Origin of the sequence: Aquabacterium sp. (genome assembly GCF_034003525.1) — a bacterium.
In the GTDB taxonomy this organism is placed as follows: domain Bacteria; phylum Pseudomonadota; class Gammaproteobacteria; order Burkholderiales; family Burkholderiaceae_C; genus Aquabacterium.
Map to the genome: position 1 here is coordinate 1 of NZ_JAVEYN010000013.1, position 18,441 is coordinate 18,441.

Sequence of the window (18,441 nt, forward strand, 5' to 3'; positions counted from 1 at the left end):
GCTGCAACGCCTGCCCACGCACAAGGCCAGTCAGATTAGCGAGTTGCTGCCGCATCGCTGGGTGCCCGCGAGAAGCTGAATCCGGCGTGTTGACTGCGCGTCAACATGTGTTCGCCGGACGCATACTGAGAGCCTGTGCGCGCACGGCGAGATCTGCGCGGGGGCGGGCTATGGCGTCTACGCGGGCCTGAGCGTGCAGGTGGACAGTTGGGCGGCCAGTGCCCAGGTCATGGCTGCGGCCAAGCCCGAGGGCTTGATGAGCGGTTGCTGGGCGGGGCCGTCGCCGCTGGCGTGAGTGGCGGCGAGCGCGCCCGTGTGGGTGCTCAGCGCGCCTGCAGGAAGGGGTTGTAGCGCCGCTCTTCGCCGAAGGTGCTTTCCGGGCCGTGGCCGGGAGTGAAGGTCACGTCATCGCCCAGCGGCAGCAGCTTGGTCTTGATCGCGTTGATCAGGTCGGCATGGTTGCCTTGCGGGAAGTCGGTGCGGCCGATGCTGCCGGCAAACAGCACATCGCCCACGAAGGCGTGGCGTGTGCCCTCGTGGAAGAACACGACGTGGCCGGGGGTGTGGCCGGGGCAATGCAGCACCTTGAGGGTGTGCTCACCGATGCTCACCTCGTCGCCATCTTTCAGCCAGCGGGTGGGCGTGAACAGCTCGGCCTGCGGGAAGCCGAACATCTGGCTCTGCTTGGGCAGGCCATCGATCCAGAACTGGTCGCCGGGGTGCGGGCCGATGATGGGCAGGTCGAGCTCGCGCGCCAGCGTGCCGGTGCCGCCTGCGTGGTCGATGTGCGCGTGCGTGAGCCACAGGGCCTTGAGGACCAGGCCACGCTCTTCCACCGCTTCGAGCAGCTTGCCCAGGTCACCGCCCGGGTCGATCAGGGCCGCCTCGTGCGTGGCGTCGCACCAGACGAGGGAGCAATTCTGTTCGAACGGGGTGACGGGGATGGTGAGGCGTTGGAACATGGGGGCAGGCGAAGGATTTGGCTGACAAAGTCTCAAAACGCGTTGATCTGAAACGACTTTGGGGAGCGTAGCACCTTCGGACCTTGTGTTCACGTTTGCGTTGAGCGATCAGGGCTGGCTCGGCGCACGGCTTTGAACATTGTTCGCTTTGATGAGGATCTGCAGCGTGTTCATGAAGTCGTTGCGTTGCTCGGCGGTCAGGGGCGCCAACAAGCGCGATTGCGCCTTGTGCACGTGCGGAACCATTTCACGCAGCAGCGCCACACCTGCTGGTGTGATCTTGAGCAGACGGACCCGACGGTCGGAGGGGCGGTTGCTACGTACCACCAGCCCTCGCGCCTCGAGTCGGTCAATCACGCACCCCAACGTGGAGGTATCCAAGCCGATACGCTTGGCCAAGGTGCGTTGATCCAGGCCAGGTTCGCGTTGAATGGCGCTCAGGGTGGAGAACTGCACGGGGGTGATGCCGAACCCCTGTGTCTCTTCCAGGACGATGGCCACTGAAATCAACTGCAAGCGTCGAATGCAAAAGCCGGGCATTTCCTCCAGGCTCAAAGCGTCGAGGGATTCCGTGAGCAATGACATAAAGGGCTGAGCGGTGAGAGGTGGTGCTCCAATGCGTATGGCTGCGGCGGACACCCGCAGACGAGGCTGGGCGGCAGTCAGAATGCCTGGACCTTTAAGCCTCTTGGGCAAGCGTGACCAGACGGTCTGATCCGATCAATGATCTGCTGGTCTGGCGGGCACTGCGCCCCTGCGGAGCACCAAGGGGTGTGCATTCCATTGCTGTTTTGCCAGCCATTGCGCGAGTGACGAATCCAGATGCTGGACGTGGCCGGGGAACCAGTTCGTCAGGGCTTCGATGAGGTGGGGCAGGGCGCGATGGTCACCGTTGACAAGGCGACTGTGCACGTCCTCAAGCGAAGCGAGCACCTCGCCGTGTTCCTTGATGTGGCAGTCTCTGCCGTTGTATTGCGTCTCGCGCATCCAGCGGTCTTCTTGGCCAAAATGATCTTTGCAATGGACGATCAGGGCCATCAGGGCGGCTGCGGCGTCAGCTTGTGTTGACCGGCTCAGTTGCGTGAGCAGTTCATAGAACTCTTCATGGATCAGATCCATTTTCTGATGGCCAATGAGAAATTCATCCCGGGCCATGAATGTGTCTAAATCGGATTTCATGCAGTTTCCTGTTGGCTGCGCTTCATCTGGAAAGATGGCTTGATATATCAAGGCGCCTTTGTTTGAGACTGACATGGTTCCGCTTCTCGGAGCCAGGTGCGCAATAAATTCTACTCACGCGGCACGCTCATGTCGCCAGTGCTGGCGAGAATTGCATTTTCCTGATTGCAGTCTTGCGTGAAGTGGGGTTGCTGGCGTGGTTGGGTTTGATATAGCCGGATGCTTCAATTCAATACATCAGCAATAAATATGCAAAAGATACTCTTCGGCGACAAGGGAGGGCTTGTTGAAGAGGGGGGGGGCTGGGGGCGGCAAACCCCAGTTCATGGTGGGAGAGCGTTGAGCACCGTGGTGGTGGCCTTGCCGTCTCGGCGCGCCACATGGCATCACCATGCCATGCCCGTTTCAGCATCGCACTTTTGGTGTGGTCGGGGTGTCTGAAATGCATGCTGCGTATAGCAGCGTTGTCCGTTTGGCGGTTGCTTGGTGTGGTGGCAGCCATGATCATGGGGTGTTCCGACGCCTTTTCCGATAGGCAGTCTTGGCGACGTTGGAGTGCAAACCCGCTGTGCCGAGCCTCACCTGCGGCGGAGGTGGTTGTGCCGCGTGCGGAACGGCTGAACGGGCCGAGCTGCTTTCCCCGTACTGAGCAACAGATACCAGAAGACATATATGACCACCGACTCCCGAGTTCTCGCCTGGGCTGAGCGCCTTCGAGGCGCAGAAGAAACCCGTCAACCGATTCCACCGCTGCGCGATGAAATGCCTGCCGATGACGAGTCAGTGGCCTATGCCGTCCAGCTCGCCAACGTGCAGCATGCGCAGAGCCAGGGCCGTCGCATTGTCGGGCGCAAGATTGGCCTGACCTCGCCGGTGGTGCAGAAGCAGCTGGGGGTGAACCAGCCAGACTTCGGTACCTTGTTTGCCGACATGGTCTATGGCGACGACGAGACGGTGCCGTTGGCGCGCACCTTGCAGCCCAAGGTGGAAGCCGAGGTGGCACTGGTGCTCAAGCGTGACCTGAACGGTGCGGACACAACCTTGGTCGAGTTGATCAACGCCATCGACTATGTGTTGCCGGCCATCGAAATCGTCGGCAGCCGCATCGCCGACTGGAACATCCGCTTCGTCGACACGGTGGCGGACAACGCATCGAGCGGCCTGGTGGTGCTCGGTGCCGTCCCGGTACGCCTGGACGGTTTGGACCTGAAGCTGGTCGACATGAAGATGACGCGCAACGGCGAGCAGGTGTCCGCAGGCAGCGGTGCCGCGTGTCTGGGGCACCCGCTGAATGCGGCCGTGTGGCTGGCGCGCAAGCTGGCTGCGCTGGGGCAGCCTCTGCGCGCGGGTGATCTGGTGCTCACGGGTGCGTTGGGGCCCATGGTGTCGGTCAACGCGGGAGACCAATTCGAGGCCCACATCAGCGGCATTGGGTGCGTGCGCGCACGCTTCGAGGCGGCTTGATTTGGCCCAATCAAAGGAAGACTCATGACAAGAAAACTCAAAGCCGCCATCATCGGCAGCGGCAACATCGGCACGGACTTGATGATCAAGATCCTGCGCCACGGTCAGCACATTGAGATGGCCGCCATGGTCGGCATCGACCCGGCCTCGGATGGTCTGGCACGTGCGGCACGCATGGGCGTGGCCACCACACACGAAGGCGTCGAAGGCCTGCTGCGCATGCCCGAGTTTGCCGACATCGACTTCGTCTTTGATGCGACTTCGGCCGGCGCGCATGTGAAGAACGATGCCCTGCTGCGCGCTGCCAAGCCCGGCATCCGCATGATCGACCTGACGCCCGCAGCCATTGGTCCGTACTGCATTCCCGTGGTGAACGGTGATGCGCATCTGGACGCGCTGAACCTGAACATGGTGACCTGCGGGGGGCAGGCCACGATCCCGATGGTGGCGGCGGTGTCGCGAGTCGCCAAGGTGCATTACGGTGAGATCATCGCGTCCATCGCGAGCAAGAGTGCGGGTCCGGGTACGCGTGCCAACATCGACGAGTTCACCGAGACCACCTCCAAGGCGATCGAAGCCGTCGGCGGCGCCACCAAGGGCAAGGCCATCATCATCATGAACCCGGCCGAGCCGCCGCTGATCATGCGCGACACGGTCTACACGCTGAGCGACTTCGCCGACGAAGCCGCGATTGCCGAATCGGTCGAGCGCATGGCGGCCGCGGTGCAGTCGTATGTGCCCGGCTACCGGCTCAAGCAAAAGGTGCAGTTCGATCGCATCGAGCAGCCGATCCGCATTCCCGGTGTGGGCAATGCACTCACCGGGCTGAAGACTTCGGTGTTCCTGGAGGTCGAGGGGGCGGCGCATTACCTGCCGGCTTATGCGGGCAACCTGGACATCATGACCAGCGCTGGCCTGCGCACGGCCGAGCAGATCGCCGCTCGCATGATTGCGGCCCAATCCGTTGTCACGGCCTGAGGAAAAGCACATGACCGCCAAGAAAATCTATATCTCTGACGTGACGCTGCGCGATGGCAGCCACGCCATCCGCCACCAGTACAGTGTCGAGCAGGCGCGCCAGATCGCACGGGCGCTCGATGAGGCCAAGGTGGATTCGATCGAAGTTGCGCACGGCGACGGTCTGCAAGGCTCGAGTTTCAACTACGGCTTTGGCGCGCACACCGATCTCGAATGGATCGAGGCCGTGGCCAGCGTGGTCAAGCACGCCAAGATCACCACGCTGTTGCTGCCGGGCATCGGCACCGTGCACGACCTCAAGGCCGCCTACGACGCCGGCGTGCGCGTGGTGCGCGTGGCCACACACTGTACCGAGGCCGACGTGTCGCGTCAGCACATCGAGTATGCGCGGCACCTGGGCATGGAGGCTGTGGGCTTCTTGATGATGAGCCACATGCAGACCCCTCAGGGCCTGGCACAGCAGGCCAAGCTGATGGAAAGCTACGGCGCCACCTGCTGCTACGTGGTCGACTCGGGCGGCGCCCTGAGCATGCAGGACGTGCGGGATCGCTTCCGCGCGTTCAAGGACGTGCTCAAGCCTGAAACGCAGACCGGCATGCATGCCCACCACAACCTGAGCCTGGGTGTGGCCAATTCGATCGTGGCTGTGGAAGAGGGCTGCGACCGCGTGGACGCGAGTTTGGCAGGCATGGGCGCGGGCGCCGGCAATGCGCCGTTGGAAGTGTTCATCGCTGCGGCCGAGCGCATGGGCTGGAACCACGGCACAGATCTGTACAAGCTGATGGACGCGGCCGACGACATCGTGCGTCCGCTGCAAGACCGTCCCGTGCGCGTGGACCGCGAGACCCTGGCGCTGGGCTATGCCGGCGTGTACAGCTCGTTCCTGCGCCATTCCGAAGTCGCCGCTGCCAAGTACGGTCTCAAGGCCGTGGACATCTTGGTCGAACTCGGCAAGCGCCGGATGGTGGGGGGGCAGGAGGACATGATCGTCGACGTTGCGCTCGACCTTCTCAAGAAAGTTGAACATGAGCGCATTCATGCCCAGCCCGTGATGAGCGAAGCGGGATGAGGCCACGATGGCCTGGTGCGGATGACGCACCGGGTCTCGAGCGCCCTCGACGGCTCTGCACGCAAAGCAAAAAACGCCCGGGTGGCGTTTTTTGCGTTTTGGGGGCTTGTTCTCCACCTCCGATATGGCCCCAGGACTGGCCCTGTCCGCCCCTTTGGCGACAGGGCCAGTCCTGGGGCGTTGCGTGCCCTGCAGTTCGCCGCAAAGCCATTCTGTTTTGGCATAGCAGCATTGAAGAACACCGGCTTGTTGCATTCCGGGATGTTGTCGAGAATGAATCCAACACTCAAAGCGACGCCGCTTTCCAAGCAATACAACGCAACACCACATCCATGGACAGACTCAAAGACAAAGTAGCCATCGTGTTTGGCGCGGGCCCCAACATCGGCGGCACGATTGCCCACTTTCTGGCCCGTGAAGGCGCCAAGGTGTGCGTCACGGACATCAAGCTGAGCGCAGCCGAAGAGACGGTGCAGTTCCTGCGCGATCGTGGCTTGGAGGCGTTTGCACTGCAGGCAAATGCGCGCGATCGCGAAGAGGTGGAGCAGGCCGTGGCGGAAACGGTGGCGCGATACGGACGCCTGGATGTTGCCGTCAACATGGCGGGTCGGGTGCACTGGAGCCATGTGCTGGACATGAAGATGGACGACTGGAGCGACTCGGTGTCGAGCTTCGCCACGGCCGGCCTGCTGACCACGCAATATGCGTCGCGCGCCATGATGGCCCACGGTCAGGGCGGCAGCATCGTGCACATCATGTCCACCGCCGCCCACTTCGGCGAAGCCGACGGCGCCGCCTACTGCGCGGCCAAGGCTGCGCTGCTGAACTTCGCGCGCTCTGCGGCGCTGGACCTGGCCCACCTCGGCATCCGCGTGAACACGGTCACACCGTGTTCGATGGAGCACCAACTTTGGACCACCATGCGCGATGAGATGTTTGATCCCAAGTGGCAAAAGCCGGCGCGGGCTGGCTTCTACTCGCGCCAGGAATATCTCGATCAGTTGCCACTGCGTCGTTTCCCGCGCGCTGCCGATCTGGCCTGGGCGACGGTGTTCCTTGCCTCCGATGAGTCGGCCTGCATGACGGGCGCCGACCTGGCTGTGGACGCCGGTTTGCGCCACAAGTACCCCACCTGGACGCCGGGTCGACACCACCCGAAGGACATCAACGATTTCGCACGAGAAGTGCAGTGGACCAAATACGGCGAGCCACAAGGTCCTTTGACCGAGCTTCTCGGTGAACCCATCAATCGCAACCCCCAATAACCCAGCAGGAGACACACATGAGCAATGTTGACGAACGCCGCCAGGAACGTGCGCGCCAGTTTGCGCGCCTGACAGAAACCGGTAAAGACACCGATATGGGCAAGCTCTTGCGCCAGTTCTGGCACCCCATCGAGTTGTCTGCCAACATCGACGTCAATGCCGCCATCCCCGTGAAGGTTTTGGGTGAAGAGCTCACCCTGTACCGCGGTGCGAGTGGTGCACTGCACCTGGTGGGTGGACGCTGTGCGCACCGCCGCACCTTGCTGCACACGGGTTGGGTGGTCGGTGAGGAAATCCGCTGCATCTACCACGGCTGGCAGTTCGATGCCGATGGCGCCTGTGTGAAGCGTCCCGCCGAGAACGACACCGGCATGCCGCGCACCAAGATTGCCGGCTATCCGGTCAAGGAGTACCAGGGTCTGGTCTTTGCCTACTTGGGCGAAGGCGAAGCCCCCGAGTTCGAGCTGCCCAGAAAGCTGCTCACCGAGCGCGAGGGTGCGCTGGTGGCCAATGGCATGGAGCGTTGGGACAACAACTGGTTCCAGCAGGTCGAGAACTCTCTGGATGCGGTGCACGTGAGCTTTGTGCACATGGCGCTGACGGTGGGGCCGTTCGGGCAGGCTGTGACCGCCGCCATTCCCGAGCTGAGCTACGAGGAGACCGACGCCGGCATTCGCCAGACGGCCAAGCGTGCGGAGAACAACATTCGCCAAAGCGATTGGACCTTCCCGAACAACAACCACATCACGGTGCCTGGCCTCACGCCGGAAGATCCCTGGATCGACACCTTCGTGTGGATGACGCCGAACGATGACCTCAACACCACGCGCTTCATGATCTATTGCATGCCGCCGGGTGCCAGCGAAGCGTCCAAGCTCCGCTTCCAGAGCTACTTCGCCAAGTACGGAAAGTACGACCCTGCCGAGCACCACGATGAGCTGTTCTCCTCGCGCACCTGGAAGAACCCGGAAGACACCTATGTGGGTCTGACCGCAGCTCAGGACTACCTGTCCATCCGTGGTCAGGAGCGACTCACCAAGCGCGAAGACGAAATCCTGGGCAAGTCCGACCTGGGCATCGTCACGCTGCGCAAGCTCTTCTGGCGCGAACTCGATCTGGTCAGGGATGGCCAGGCCACGAAGGGCTGGAAGAAGCTGCCGACGCCGCTGGAGTTGCCCCGTCAGCCCGGTGCACAGGCCGCCGCTTGAGCGCAGCGCGCTTTCCCGAACCTACCAGATGAAGGAACCGGTGAGCCGGCTGCTTGAGGCAGCCGTGCCCTCCGGCTCACACACAGACCGATTGTTGATTGGCCGTTCATGCTTGACCTGATCCCCCACGAGGCACTCTCCGAAGAGTTGCTGATGTTCCGCTCATCCATCCGGCGATTTGTCGAGAATGAGCTCATTCCACTGGAGCACGACCTGGGCCCGGACGGGATGCTGCCAGAGCAAAAGGCCGAAAAGCTGCGGGAACGTTCCCGGGAGGCGGGCCTGTGGTTGATGGATGTGCCGGAGGAGCTGGGAGGCATGGGCTTGTCGCTGTTGCCGCTCACCGTGTTCTGGGAAGAAGTGGGGCGCAGCACGACGGCATCGCCGGTGCGCGACCACGGGCTGTTTGGACCCTCCGTCGGCCCCATCCTCTTGGGTCTGAACGAAGCGCAGCGCCAGGAGTATCTCTATCCGGTCGTCGAAGGCAAGAAGCGATTCTGCTTCGCTCAGACCGAACCTGATGCCGGCTCTGACCCCTCGGCCATGCGCACACGCGCTGTCAAGAACGGGAACAGCTACCGGATCAACGGCGTCAAGCGTTACATCACCCGGGCTGCGAAGGCGGACTTTGCCCTCGTCATGGCCGTGACCGATCCGGCCAAGGGCGCGCGCGGTGGCATCTCCTGCTTCCTCGTCGACATGAAGAGCCCGGGCGTCAAGCTGGCCAGCGCGGAGAAGACCATGATGGGGGATTCGCCCTACGAGATCCTCTTCGAAAACGTGGACGTCCCGGCGGAAAACCTCGTGGGAGAGGAAGGCCAGGGCTTCAGCCTGGGCCAGGGCTACATCAACCATGGCCGCGTGCGTCAGGGCGCGCATTCCATCGGCGCCGCCGAGCGCTGCCTGAACCTCACGGCCGCATACGCCCAGCAGCGCAAGACGTTCGGGGAATTCATGTCCGAGCGGCAAGGCGTGCAATGGATGCTGGCCGATGGCTATCGGGACATCTTTGCCAACCGCTTGATGGTCTATGACGCGGCACGCAAGGTCGATGCAGGGGTCGACGCGCGTCTGGAAACCTTCATGATCAAGACGACGACCACGGAAATGGGCTTCCGCGTCATCGACACCTGCATGCAGTTGCATGGCGGTATGGGCCTGACCCAGGACCTGCCCATCGAGCGCTTCTGGCGCGACATCCGCAGCTACCGCATCACCGAAGGTCCAACGGAGGTGCTGCGCACCACGCTGGCACGCAACATCCTCAAACGGCTCTCCTGAGGAGCTTGCAACATGAAGAATGCATTGCAAGGAATCACCGTCATCGAGCTCGGTACGGTGCTGACGGCCCCCCTGACCGGGATGATGCTCGCCGACCTCGGTGCCAGGGTGATCAAGGTCGAACACCCTGAGGGCGGGGACCCGTTCCGTCGTCACGATGGCCGGTATTACAGCCCGCACTTCGCAGCCTACAACCGCAACAAGGAAAGCATCCAGCTGGACCTGCAGTCCGAGGCAGGCAAGGCAGACCTGGCGACGCTGATCAGCCGTGCCGATGTGCTGCTCGACAACTTCCGCGCGGGGGTGCTGCCCCGTCTGGGCTTCACGCAGGATCGGCTCAAGACCCTCAATCCGCAACTGATTCATTGCTCGATCACGGGTTTTGGTGCGGATGGTCCTTATCACGACCGCCCCTGTTACGACGCGGTTGCGGTGGCCATCAGTGGTCTGGGCAGCCAGATGATCGACCCTGAACACCCGCGTGTCAGTGGTCCCTCTTTGTCGGACAACATCACCGGCATGTACGCCGCGTATGGGATCTTGGGCGCTTTGAATGCGCGCAACCGCAGCGGTGAGGGTTCACGTGTCGAGGTGAACATGCTGGAAGCGTCGATTGCCTTCTCGCCAGAAGGCTTCGCGCAGTACACCAGCAAGGGCATCATCCCCACGCCTCAATCGCGCGTGGCGATCTCGCAGTCTTACGCGTTCCGCTGTGCCGATGGCCGTTTGATCGCCATGCACTTGTCCTCGGTCGACAAGTTCTGGAAGGCCTTCATCAAGGCCATTGAGCGCGAGGATCTGCTGGAAGACGAGCGCTTTGCCACGGCACCGATGCGCACCCGCAACTACAGCGTCCTGACCGATGTGCTGGCGCAGACCATGTTGACGCGCCCCCGTGAAGAGTGGTGCCAGCGCCTCGCCACAAGCGACGTGCCGTTTGCCGCCGTCAACAACGTGCCAGAGGTCATGGAAGACCCACAGGTCGCCCATCTTGGCGTGTTCTACGAGGTCGACCATCACATCCAAGGTCGCCAGACGGCCATTCACCGCCCTGTCCGCATCAACGGAGACCGGGGTCCTTCGGACCGCGCTGCGCCCGCACTGGGTGAGCATTCCGACGCCATCCGTCGTGAGTTCGGCCTGAGCTGACACGTCTCCGTCACCCCTGAGGCCCTTCCGCAGAGACACATTCGAGCGAGAGCATGAACAAACTCAATCTTTCCATGGCCATTGGCAACTACGATCGTTGTCGGCCCCTCATCGATGGTGCCGTCCAGATCGACGGTGTCAATCCGGTCATCATGACCTTGTCTCCCGAGGAGATCTTCTTTCGCGCCTTCCGGGGGCAAGAGTTCGACATTTGTGAGCTCTCGCTGTCCAGCTCCACCTTGCAGGCAGCGAACGGTACCTTCCCTTATGTCGGCATCCCCGTGTTCCTCTCACGGGCCTTCCGTCACACGGCCATCTATTGCCGCACCGACCGCATCCAGAAACCTGAAGACCTGCGGGGCCGCAAGATCGGTCTGCCCGAGTATCAACTGACGGCCAATGTGTGGGTCCGCTCCATCCTGCAGGATGACTACGGCGTCGCCCCCTCTGATGTCACGTGGGTGCGTGGCGGCATCTCGCATGCCGGCCGGCCCGAGAAGCTGAAGATCAAGCTGCCGGACAACGTCAAGGTGGAAGATGCGCCGGAAGGTGAAACCATCTCCAGCCTGCTGGCCAAGGGCGAGATCGATGGTTACGTGGCACCGCGCCCCCCTGACGTCCCCAAGGGCACGCCCAACATCGGCTGGCTCTTCCGCGACCCCACGGAAGCCGCCAAGGATTACTACCGCCGCACCCGCATCTTCCCGATCATGCACATCCTGGGCGTGCGGCGCGAGCTGGCCGAGCAGCATCCATGGTTGCCAGGCGCCATCTACAAGGCCTTTGTGGAATCCAAGCAAAAGGCGCTCGACCACCTGGCCGACACCTCCGCTACCAAGATCACGCTGCCCTTCGTGGAAGAGCGCCTGAAGGAAGCCCGCGACCTGATGGGCGATGACCACTGGTCCTATGGCATCGCTCAGAACCGACACGTGCTGGAGCATTTCTTCCGCCATCACCATGAACAGGGTCTGTCGCCCCGCTTGGTGACGCCTGAAGACCTCTTCCATCCCGGCACCTTCGAGAGCTACAGCCTGTAAAGGGGACGAGCATGTCACTCAGCAGTGAAGAGATCCGTCGCCAGTGGCATGGTGCCCAACTGGCACCGCTGTGGGAAAGTCCCAACGCTCACAAGGCGTTGGAAGACCGGGTACCCAGCCACATCTGGCGTTGGAGCGAGATGCGCCCCCTCATCGAGCTGGCGTTCCAGGAGACCTCTCCGGCAGCGGTCCAGCGTCGGGTGCTGCAGATGCTCAGCCCGAAGGCCACGTCCATCGCGGATGAACATACCTGTGGCAGCGTGCTGGCGGCTTTCCAGTGCCTGTTGCCCGGTGAAACCGCGCGCCCGCACCGCCACACCATGAATGCCTTGCGCTTCATGCTGGAGGGCTCGGGCGTGGTCACCCTCGTGGATGGCAAGGAATGCCCCATGGCCTACGGCGATCTGGTCCTGACGCCGGGCATGACGTGGCATGAGCACCGCCATGACGGCGACGTGCCCGTGGTGTGGCTGGACGTGCTGGACGTGCCCTTGCACATGCACCTGGGTTCGGCCATCTTCCAGCCCGGTCCGATCGATCCGCCGCCCGTGACGATGCCCGATGCGGCATTCGCCTCGCCCAACATCGTGCCCTGTGTGACCTTCGGCAGAAACGACCATTCGCCGGTGTTCCGCTATCCCTATGCCGATGCCGTTCGCGCGCTGGCGAGCGCACCGGTATCGCCTGACGGCTTGCGTCGCGTGCGCTACGCCAACCCTCTGACCGGCCGCAATGCCCTGCCGTTGCTGGACTGCGGCATGGTGCAGATCGACGCCAACGTGCAGTCCCTGCCACAACGAACCAATGCGAACTTGCTGGTGGCCGTGGTGGAAGGCGAGGGCGCAAGTGTGGTCGGTGACCAGGTCATCCGCTGGTCCGCCCGTGATGTCTTCACGGTGCCCCAGCACCACTGGGCCCAGCATCAAGCCGTTGGCGGTGATGCCCGCCTGTTTGTGGTGTCCGACGCAGACATCTATCGCCGCCTCAACTTGCTCACCGAAGACGTCCAAGCCGCCAGCGCATCAGGAAAGAAACAGTCATGAAAATTTGTTGGTTCAACGAAGACCGTCTGGGTGTGATCGTCGACGGTGCCCTGCGCGATGTCAGCGCCGCCCTGACCGTGTTGCCCGCCCGCTCATACCCCGCCTATGTGGGCGATCTGCTCATTGCGCACCTCGACGCCGTCCGCAGTGAGATCGAGCGTGTCTTGCCACAAGCCCCCGTGGTCGATCTTCAGTCCGTGCGACTGGGCAGCCCCGTCGCCCAAACCGGCAAGATCATTGGTGTGCCCGTCAACTACCAGAAGCATGTGGAAGAGGCGAACGCTGACGTTGCCACGTTCACAGGCCGCTACACGGGCGGCATCCTGGAGCAAGGTCTGTTCATCAAGGCCAGCAGCTCGCTCATCGGCTGCAGCGAGGCGGTTCGTCTGACCATGCCGGATCGTTTGACGCACCACGAGCTCGAGTTGGGCGTGATCATCGGCAAGAAGACCCGAAACGTGTCTGCCAGCGAGGCCCTGGGCTGCATTGCCGGCTACGCCATCGCATTGGACATGACGGTGCGCGGCCCTGAAGATCGTTCGCTGCGCAAGTCCTTGGACACCTACTCGGTACTGGGTCCCTGGCTGGTCACGGCCGATGAGATCGCGGACCCGCAGGCGCTGAACATGAAGCTGACGGTCAACGGCGAAACCCGCCAGGAGACCAACACGTCGCAGATGATCCTGTACATCGCGGAGCAGATCGAATGGGCATCGCGCTTTTACACGCTCTACCCGGGTGACATCATCATGACCGGTACCTGCGAAGGCGTCGGCCCCGTGGTCGCAGGCGATCTCATGCACGCCGAGATCGAAGGTGTGGGCGCCATGGACGTGCGCGTGCTGTCCGCGGAGGCTTGAGGCGATGACCGCTCATACCCAGCCTGCTGCCAATGAGTTGTTGACACTGCGTGTGCAGTCCATCGCGTTCGCTGCCCGAGATATCCATTTGGTTGAGCTCGTCCGCCCCGAGGGCGGCACACTGCCCGCCGTGACACCCGGCAGCCATGTCGACCTGCACCTGGGCAATGGCATCACACGTTCCTATTCGCTGGTGCATGCCGGCGAGCAACTCGACTCCTACGTGGTGGGTGTCAAGCTCGACCCCAAGAGCCGTGGCGGCTCGCGGTATGTGCACGAGCAACTGCGTGTCGGCACGACGCTGCAGGTGTCCGCACCACGCAACCACTTCCCCTTGCTGGAATCGGCAGCTCACACCGTCCTCATCGCTGGCGGCATCGGCATCACGCCGATCTGGTGCATGGCCCAGCGCCTGGAAGCCATGGGTGCTTCCTGGGAGCTGTGGTACAGCGCCCGTTCGCACGAGGACATGGCCTTTGTGCGTGAGCTCGGCGCGCTGGGTGACAAGGTGCATCTGCATTTTGATGACCAGGCCGGCAGCGTCCTGAATCTGGCCGCCATCATTGAAGCGGCCCCCGAGGGGGCGCATTTCTATTGCTGCGGCCCCGCCCCGATGCTGGATGCCTATGAGGCAGCCGCAGCGGCAGCGGGTCGATCTCCCGAGTGCGTCCATCTGGAGCGCTTTGCTGCGCAGCAGGCCGCCGCAGTCGACGGGGGATTTGTGATTTCGCTGGCCCGTACCGGTGTCGACCTCACGGTGCCCCAGGGCGCCTCGGTCCTCAAGGTCTTGCTTGACCACGGGATTTCTGTGGACTCCTCTTGTCAGGAAGGCATCTGTGGATGCTGCGAAGTCAACGTCCTGGAAGGTGAAGTGGACCACCGGGACGCCGTTCTGACCGACAAGGAAAAGGCCGCCAACAAATCCATGATGGTGTGCTGCTCCGGTGCCAAAAGCTCACGCCTGGTGCTGGACCTCTGATCTGCTCTGCCAACCAATCAGGCCTGTGAACACGCGCTGACGTGTCACTGCCATCCTAGGAGACCCCATGAAACTATTGCGATACGGAGCCCCCGGATCCGAGCGCCCCGCCATGCTCGACGATCAGGGCCGGATCCGCGATCTGAGCGCGCATCTGCCCGATATCGACGGCAGCGCTTTGACGCCCGCCTCTTTGGCGCGCCTGCGTGACATTCCCGTGGACACACTGCCCTTGGTCGAGGGGCAGCCTCGCATTGGTGCCTGTGTGGGCCGTGTGGGCAAGTTGGTCTGCTCGGGTCTCAATTATGCGGACCATGCCGCGGAGTCCAACATGGAGGTGCCCAGCGAACCCTTGCTCTTCATGAAGGCCACCTCAGCCCTGTGTGGTGCCTACGACGACATCCTTCGCCCCCCAGGTGCCGAGAAGCTCGATTGGGAAATTGAGCTCGCCATCGTGATCGGTTCACGTGCCAAGCGCGTCACGGAATCCGAAGCGCTCTCCCACGTCGCGGGGTATTGCGTCATCAACGACGTCTCCGAACGCAGCTATCAGCTGGAGCGTGGCGGTCAGTGGATGAAGGGCAAGAGCAGCGACACGTTTGCCCCGCTCGGCCCGTGGCTGGTCACGGCTGACGAGGTCGGCTCGCCCAATGCCTTGGACCTGTGGCTCGATGTGGACGACGTTCGTCGCCAAACCGGCAACACGCGCACCATGGTGTTTCCGGTGGCCACGCTCGTCTCCTATGTGAGTCATTTCATGACGCTGGAGCCGGGCGATGTGATTGCCACGGGGACGCCACCGGGCGTGGGCATGGGCATCAAGCCGGAGCCTGTGTACCTGAAAGACGGGCAATGGATCCGAGCAGGCATTCGCGGACTGGGCGAGCAGCACCAGCGAGTGGTGAGCGCTTAAGAAGAAGCCGTAATCACTTAATGAGAGTGAGGAGACAAACATGATGAACGACGCAACCAACTTCGCGCCGCCGAAGGTCACTTTGCACGGCATTCACCGGAGCTTCGATCTTGGGCGCAAAAGCGTTGTCGCTGTGGCACCCATCGATCTGGAGATTCGCCAGGGCGAGTTCCTCTGCATCGTCGGTCCTTCCGGCTGTGGCAAAACGACTTTGCTGCGCATTCTGGCCGGGCTTGAAATGGAGTCGGGTGGCCAGATAGATTTTGTGCACGATGGCCGTCTCAGCACCACAGGGAGACCGCGCCGTGAGAACTCAATGGTTTTCCAGGAGCACGGCATTTTCCCCTGGATGTCTGTTCGCGATAACGTGGCCTTCGGCCTCAAGTCCCAGGGCGTGGACAAGAAAACGCGTTATGCGGTCGCGGAGCAGTACATCAACAAAGTGGGTCTGGGCAACTTCATGGATGCATACCCGAATCAACTCTCGGGTGGCATGAAGCAGCGTGTCAGCATTGCCCGCGCCTTTGCCAACGACCCGGAAATTCTGTTGATGGACGAACCGTTTGCGGCGCTGGACGAGCAGACCAAGATCCTCCTCCAGGAGGAATTGCTGCGCATCTGGGAAGAAACGCAGAAGACGGTCGTCTATGTGACGCACTCCATTGACGAGGCCATTGTGCTGTCGGACCGCGTGATGATCATGACCGCACGACCAGGTCGGATCAAGGAGATCATCGACATCTCCCAGTACTTCCCGCGTCCTCGCAATGTGGAGGAGATCAAGGGCTCGGCCACCTACGGCGAGGTTTACGGCCGCATCTGGAGTGCGTTGAAGGAAGAAGTGTTTGCGCATGAGGGCGAAGTCGGAGGTGCCACGAAATGAACCAAGACAAGAAGGAAAAATTAGTCTCGATTGCATCGCCGATTGCGCTGTTGCTGATCTGGGAAGCCGCCGCACGTCTTGGCTGGATTGACACACGTTTCTTCCCGTCGCCTTCGGCCATCTCCGAGTCACTGATTCGCATGCTGGTCGATGGCGAGCTGTGGGCTCATGTGTCGGTGAGCCTGCAGCGCATCATCATCGGTTTCCTGCTGGGCGCGGTGCCGGGCGTGGCCATCGGTTTGTTGATGGGGACACAGCCCATGGTTCGCGCCGCACTGGAGCCGCTGGTTCATGCGACGTTTCCCATCCCGAAGATCGCCGTGTTGCCGTTGCTGATGCTGATCTTCGGCTTGGGCGAAGGCTCCAAATACGCCGTGATTGCGGTGACCGTGATCTACATGGCGCTCATCAATGCCTATGAAGGTGTGCGCGACATTCCACCGATCTACATGGACGTGGGGCACAACTACGGTGCCAATCGCTGGTTGATGTTCAAGGATGTGGCCCTGCCAGGCGCCATGCCGCAGATCATTGCCGGTCTTCGCATCAGCATGGGCGTTTCGCTCCTTGTCATCGTGGCTGCAGAGTTCGTGGGGGCCAGAACGGGGATAGGTTTCCTGATCTGGAACAGTTGGCAGTTGTTCGAGGTGGAGCGGATGTATGTCGGGCTGGCTGTCTCTGCCATCCTCGGTATCCTCAGTGCGTCCATGTTCAACTGGATCGAGAAGGCCGCCGTGCCCTGGCGCAAGCCTACAGGCCGTCGCCGTGCAGCTCGCCTGAAGAGGGCAAGTTGAGGGCGTACATCAGCTGACATGCACTGATGTCATCGTGCTCAAAGGCCGCTTTCACAAGCGGCCTTTTTCTTGTTTGAAGCTCCCCGGTGGCTCGGCGCAACCTGGCACGCCACCAAGGGGGGAATCGATCGAACCGCTTCCCTCACGCACGGGCGCAGCGCCATGCAGCAGAAGGCGCATGCCAGTGCGACATGTGATCAAAGGGCAGGGGGAAATGCTGGGGACAAGAATCGGCCAGAAGCCGTTGTCGCGCCAGTCTCAAGCGCGCGTGATGACGCGAGAGAAGTTGGTGCTGCTGAGCACAGAGGTCAAACGTGCCCGAGGACGCGGGGCCCCCAGGACATGCCAAAGCGCCAGTTGCTGGCGCACCGTGGCATCACATCCTTGCGCCGCACGAACCGCAGGCGCAAGAGGTTGCTTACGCCTCACGGCCCATCAGGATCTTTGCTGGCCAAGACTTCGATCAGCGTGTCTTTGACGATCGCCGAGGCATCTTCAGACAGTCTGCTGCGCGGCTGGCGAGACGGGGTGATGAGGCTGATCGTCGCCTCCAGGTGAGGGCGCACGATCTTTTGCCAAGAAAGATCGGGCAGCCGCCTCAACCTGCGCATGCTGCCAGGCATGATGGAGTAGCCCATACCTTGGGACACGAGCTCAATCGTCGAAAACGTCGCATCCACCTCGGCCACGATGTTGGGCCTGAGGCCCAGCCGGGCGGCCGCAGACTCCAGCGCGGGGCGGGTCCATTGGTTGCTGTGCGGCAGGATCAGGGGCAGCGTGGCCAGGTCCTGCAGGGTGATGGCTGAGCCACCATCGCCCGCAGGCTCACGACCAACGAGGTACAACTGCTCCGTTGCGAGTGGCTCAATGTCCAAACTGGGGGAGCTGGCGGGACTGAGCAAGAGTGCGAAATCAAGCTGGCCCAGGAGGACCCGCTCGTACAGCAAGCCAGACAGACCTTCCGCAATGCTGATGGTCGCCTTCGGAAACTGCTCCTTGAGACGCGGTATCAAGGTCGGGATCACGATGCGCCCGATGCTGGGGGTCATCCCGATCAGCAGGTGTCCGGTGTATTCCGCCTCTGTGTCACGCACCGACAGAATCGCGGTGTCGATCGTGTGCAGCACTGAGCGCGCGTACTCGATGAACTTTTTGCCTCGATCGGTCAGCAGCACGCCTCGTCCGTGACGGTGGAACAGGCTGGCGCGCAGCTCCACCTCCAGTGCACGGACCTGGCGACTCAGCGTCGGCTGTGAAATGAGCAGCAGGTCGGACGCTTTGATATAGCTGCCCGCCTCTGCGACGGCAACAAAGCTGCGAAGTTGAGAAATGTCCACGGAGAGGCTGCCTTGGCAAGAACGTTCGTCAATTTAG

General features: G+C 62.1%; 18 protein-coding genes. 14 read left to right on the forward strand and 4 right to left on the reverse strand.

Features of this window, described 5'->3' with window-relative positions:
* Window positions 1-323 precede the first annotated feature (323 nt).
* From RBT42_RS09265 to RBT42_RS09275, 3 genes are all read right to left on the reverse strand, one after another.
* Window positions 324-962 carry an MBL fold metallo-hydrolase gene (locus tag RBT42_RS09265; protein ID WP_320364390.1) on the reverse strand — a complete coding sequence of 213 codons (639 nt, stop codon included), beginning with the start codon at window positions 960-962 and terminating at the stop codon, window positions 324-326.
* A 108-nt stretch (window positions 963-1,070) separates the two neighbouring features.
* Window positions 1,071-1,601 carry a MarR family transcriptional regulator gene (locus RBT42_RS09270; protein WP_320364391.1) on the reverse strand — a complete coding sequence of 177 codons (531 nt, stop codon included), beginning with the start codon at window positions 1,599-1,601 and terminating at the stop codon, window positions 1,071-1,073.
* Window positions 1,602-1,682: 81 nt separating this feature from the next.
* Entirely contained in the window at window positions 1,683-2,216 is a 534-nt protein-coding gene (locus RBT42_RS09275; RefSeq protein ID WP_320364392.1) for a hemerythrin domain-containing protein, read from the reverse strand.
* A 597-nt stretch (window positions 2,217-2,813) separates the two neighbouring features.
* On the opposite strand from RBT42_RS09275, the gene mhpD reads away from it, so the two are divergent.
* The 14 genes from mhpD (at window position 2,814) to RBT42_RS09345 (ending at window position 17,067) form a co-directional block, all read left to right on the forward strand.
* A complete protein-coding gene (gene mhpD, locus RBT42_RS09280) occupies window positions 2,814-3,605 on the forward strand; it encodes a 2-keto-4-pentenoate hydratase (RefSeq protein ID WP_320364393.1) in 792 nt (263 codons plus the stop codon).
* 24 nt (window positions 3,606-3,629) lie between these two features.
* A complete protein-coding gene (locus RBT42_RS09285; protein WP_320364394.1) occupies window positions 3,630-4,583 on the forward strand; it encodes an acetaldehyde dehydrogenase (acetylating) in 954 nt (317 codons plus the stop codon).
* Window positions 4,584-4,593: 10 nt separating this feature from the next.
* On the forward strand, window positions 4,594-5,652 hold the full coding sequence (gene dmpG, locus RBT42_RS09290; protein ID WP_320364396.1) for a 4-hydroxy-2-oxovalerate aldolase: 1,059 nt from the start codon (window positions 4,594-4,596) through the stop codon (window positions 5,650-5,652).
* 332 nt (window positions 5,653-5,984) lie between these two features.
* Window positions 5,985-6,917: an SDR family NAD(P)-dependent oxidoreductase gene (locus RBT42_RS09295; protein ID WP_320364398.1), complete on the forward strand. Its 933-nt coding sequence runs from the start codon at window positions 5,985-5,987 to the stop codon at window positions 6,915-6,917.
* 17 nt (window positions 6,918-6,934) lie between these two features.
* Window positions 6,935-8,125, forward strand: a complete 1,191-nt coding sequence (locus RBT42_RS09300; RefSeq protein WP_320364401.1) for a Rieske 2Fe-2S domain-containing protein — start codon at window positions 6,935-6,937, stop codon at window positions 8,123-8,125.
* 108 nt (window positions 8,126-8,233) lie between these two features.
* On the forward strand, window positions 8,234-9,406 hold the full coding sequence (locus RBT42_RS09305) for an acyl-CoA dehydrogenase family protein (RefSeq protein WP_320364403.1): 1,173 nt from the start codon (window positions 8,234-8,236) through the stop codon (window positions 9,404-9,406).
* A gap of 12 nt (window positions 9,407-9,418) precedes the next feature.
* Window positions 9,419-10,555 (forward strand): CaiB/BaiF CoA-transferase family protein, encoded by a 1,137-nt coding sequence (locus RBT42_RS09310; RefSeq protein WP_320364405.1) that lies wholly within the window; start codon window positions 9,419-9,421, stop codon window positions 10,553-10,555.
* A 53-nt stretch (window positions 10,556-10,608) separates the two neighbouring features.
* Complete coding sequence (locus RBT42_RS09315; RefSeq protein ID WP_320364407.1) at window positions 10,609-11,595, forward strand: ABC transporter substrate-binding protein; 987 nt, start codon at window positions 10,609-10,611, stop codon at window positions 11,593-11,595.
* Between the two features lie 11 nt (window positions 11,596-11,606).
* Window positions 11,607-12,638 carry a cupin domain-containing protein gene (locus RBT42_RS09320; protein ID WP_320364408.1) on the forward strand — a complete coding sequence of 344 codons (1,032 nt, stop codon included), beginning with the start codon at window positions 11,607-11,609 and terminating at the stop codon, window positions 12,636-12,638.
* A complete protein-coding gene (locus RBT42_RS09325) occupies window positions 12,635-13,498 on the forward strand; it encodes a fumarylacetoacetate hydrolase family protein (RefSeq protein ID WP_320364409.1) in 864 nt (287 codons plus the stop codon). The genes RBT42_RS09320 and RBT42_RS09325 overlap by 4 nt, the downstream gene beginning before the upstream one ends.
* Before the next feature lie 4 nt (window positions 13,499-13,502).
* Window positions 13,503-14,477 (forward strand): PDR/VanB family oxidoreductase, encoded by a 975-nt coding sequence (locus RBT42_RS09330; RefSeq protein WP_320364417.1) that lies wholly within the window; start codon window positions 13,503-13,505, stop codon window positions 14,475-14,477.
* A gap of 67 nt (window positions 14,478-14,544) precedes the next feature.
* On the forward strand, window positions 14,545-15,390 hold the full coding sequence (locus tag RBT42_RS09335) for a fumarylacetoacetate hydrolase family protein (RefSeq protein ID WP_320364418.1): 846 nt from the start codon (window positions 14,545-14,547) through the stop codon (window positions 15,388-15,390).
* A 40-nt stretch (window positions 15,391-15,430) separates the two neighbouring features.
* Entirely contained in the window at window positions 15,431-16,273 is an 843-nt protein-coding gene (locus tag RBT42_RS09340) for an ABC transporter ATP-binding protein (protein WP_320364419.1), read from the forward strand.
* Window positions 16,270-17,067 (forward strand): ABC transporter permease, encoded by a 798-nt coding sequence (locus RBT42_RS09345; protein ID WP_320364421.1) that lies wholly within the window; start codon window positions 16,270-16,272, stop codon window positions 17,065-17,067. The genes RBT42_RS09340 and RBT42_RS09345 overlap by 4 nt, the downstream gene beginning before the upstream one ends.
* A 425-nt stretch (window positions 17,068-17,492) precedes the next feature.
* Here RBT42_RS09345 and RBT42_RS09350 read toward each other — a convergent pair whose 3' ends face one another.
* Entirely contained in the window at window positions 17,493-18,404 is a 912-nt protein-coding gene (locus RBT42_RS09350) for a LysR family transcriptional regulator (protein WP_320364423.1), read from the reverse strand.
* Between the last annotated feature and the right edge of the window lie 37 nt (window positions 18,405-18,441).

Excerpts from the sequence above, each read along its gene's own strand:
- RBT42_RS09265 (WP_320364390.1), bottom strand. The coding sequence starts at position 962 with ATGTTCCAACGCCTCACCATCCCCGTCACCCCGTTCGAACAGAATTGC.
- RBT42_RS09275 (WP_320364392.1), bottom strand. The coding sequence starts at position 2,216 with ATGTCAGTCTCAAACAAAGGCGCCTTGATATATCAAGCCATCTTTCCA.
- mhpD (WP_320364393.1), top strand. The coding sequence starts at position 2,814 with ATGACCACCGACTCCCGAGTTCTCGCCTGGGCTGAGCGCCTTCGAGGC.
- RBT42_RS09285 (WP_320364394.1), top strand. The coding sequence starts at position 3,630 with ATGACAAGAAAACTCAAAGCCGCCATCATCGGCAGCGGCAACATCGGC.
- dmpG (WP_320364396.1), top strand. The coding sequence starts at position 4,594 with ATGACCGCCAAGAAAATCTATATCTCTGACGTGACGCTGCGCGATGGC.
- RBT42_RS09295 (WP_320364398.1), top strand. The coding sequence starts at position 5,985 with ATGGACAGACTCAAAGACAAAGTAGCCATCGTGTTTGGCGCGGGCCCC.
- RBT42_RS09300 (WP_320364401.1), top strand. The coding sequence starts at position 6,935 with ATGAGCAATGTTGACGAACGCCGCCAGGAACGTGCGCGCCAGTTTGCG.
- RBT42_RS09305 (WP_320364403.1), top strand. The coding sequence starts at position 8,234 with ATGCTTGACCTGATCCCCCACGAGGCACTCTCCGAAGAGTTGCTGATG.
- RBT42_RS09310 (WP_320364405.1), top strand. The coding sequence starts at position 9,419 with ATGAAGAATGCATTGCAAGGAATCACCGTCATCGAGCTCGGTACGGTG.
- RBT42_RS09315 (WP_320364407.1), top strand. The coding sequence starts at position 10,609 with ATGAACAAACTCAATCTTTCCATGGCCATTGGCAACTACGATCGTTGT.
- RBT42_RS09320 (WP_320364408.1), top strand. The coding sequence starts at position 11,607 with ATGTCACTCAGCAGTGAAGAGATCCGTCGCCAGTGGCATGGTGCCCAA.
- RBT42_RS09325 (WP_320364409.1), top strand. The coding sequence starts at position 12,635 with ATGAAAATTTGTTGGTTCAACGAAGACCGTCTGGGTGTGATCGTCGAC.
- RBT42_RS09330 (WP_320364417.1), top strand. The coding sequence starts at position 13,503 with ATGACCGCTCATACCCAGCCTGCTGCCAATGAGTTGTTGACACTGCGT.
- RBT42_RS09335 (WP_320364418.1), top strand. The coding sequence starts at position 14,545 with ATGAAACTATTGCGATACGGAGCCCCCGGATCCGAGCGCCCCGCCATG.
- RBT42_RS09340 (WP_320364419.1), top strand. The coding sequence starts at position 15,431 with ATGATGAACGACGCAACCAACTTCGCGCCGCCGAAGGTCACTTTGCAC.
- RBT42_RS09345 (WP_320364421.1), top strand. The coding sequence starts at position 16,270 with ATGAACCAAGACAAGAAGGAAAAATTAGTCTCGATTGCATCGCCGATT.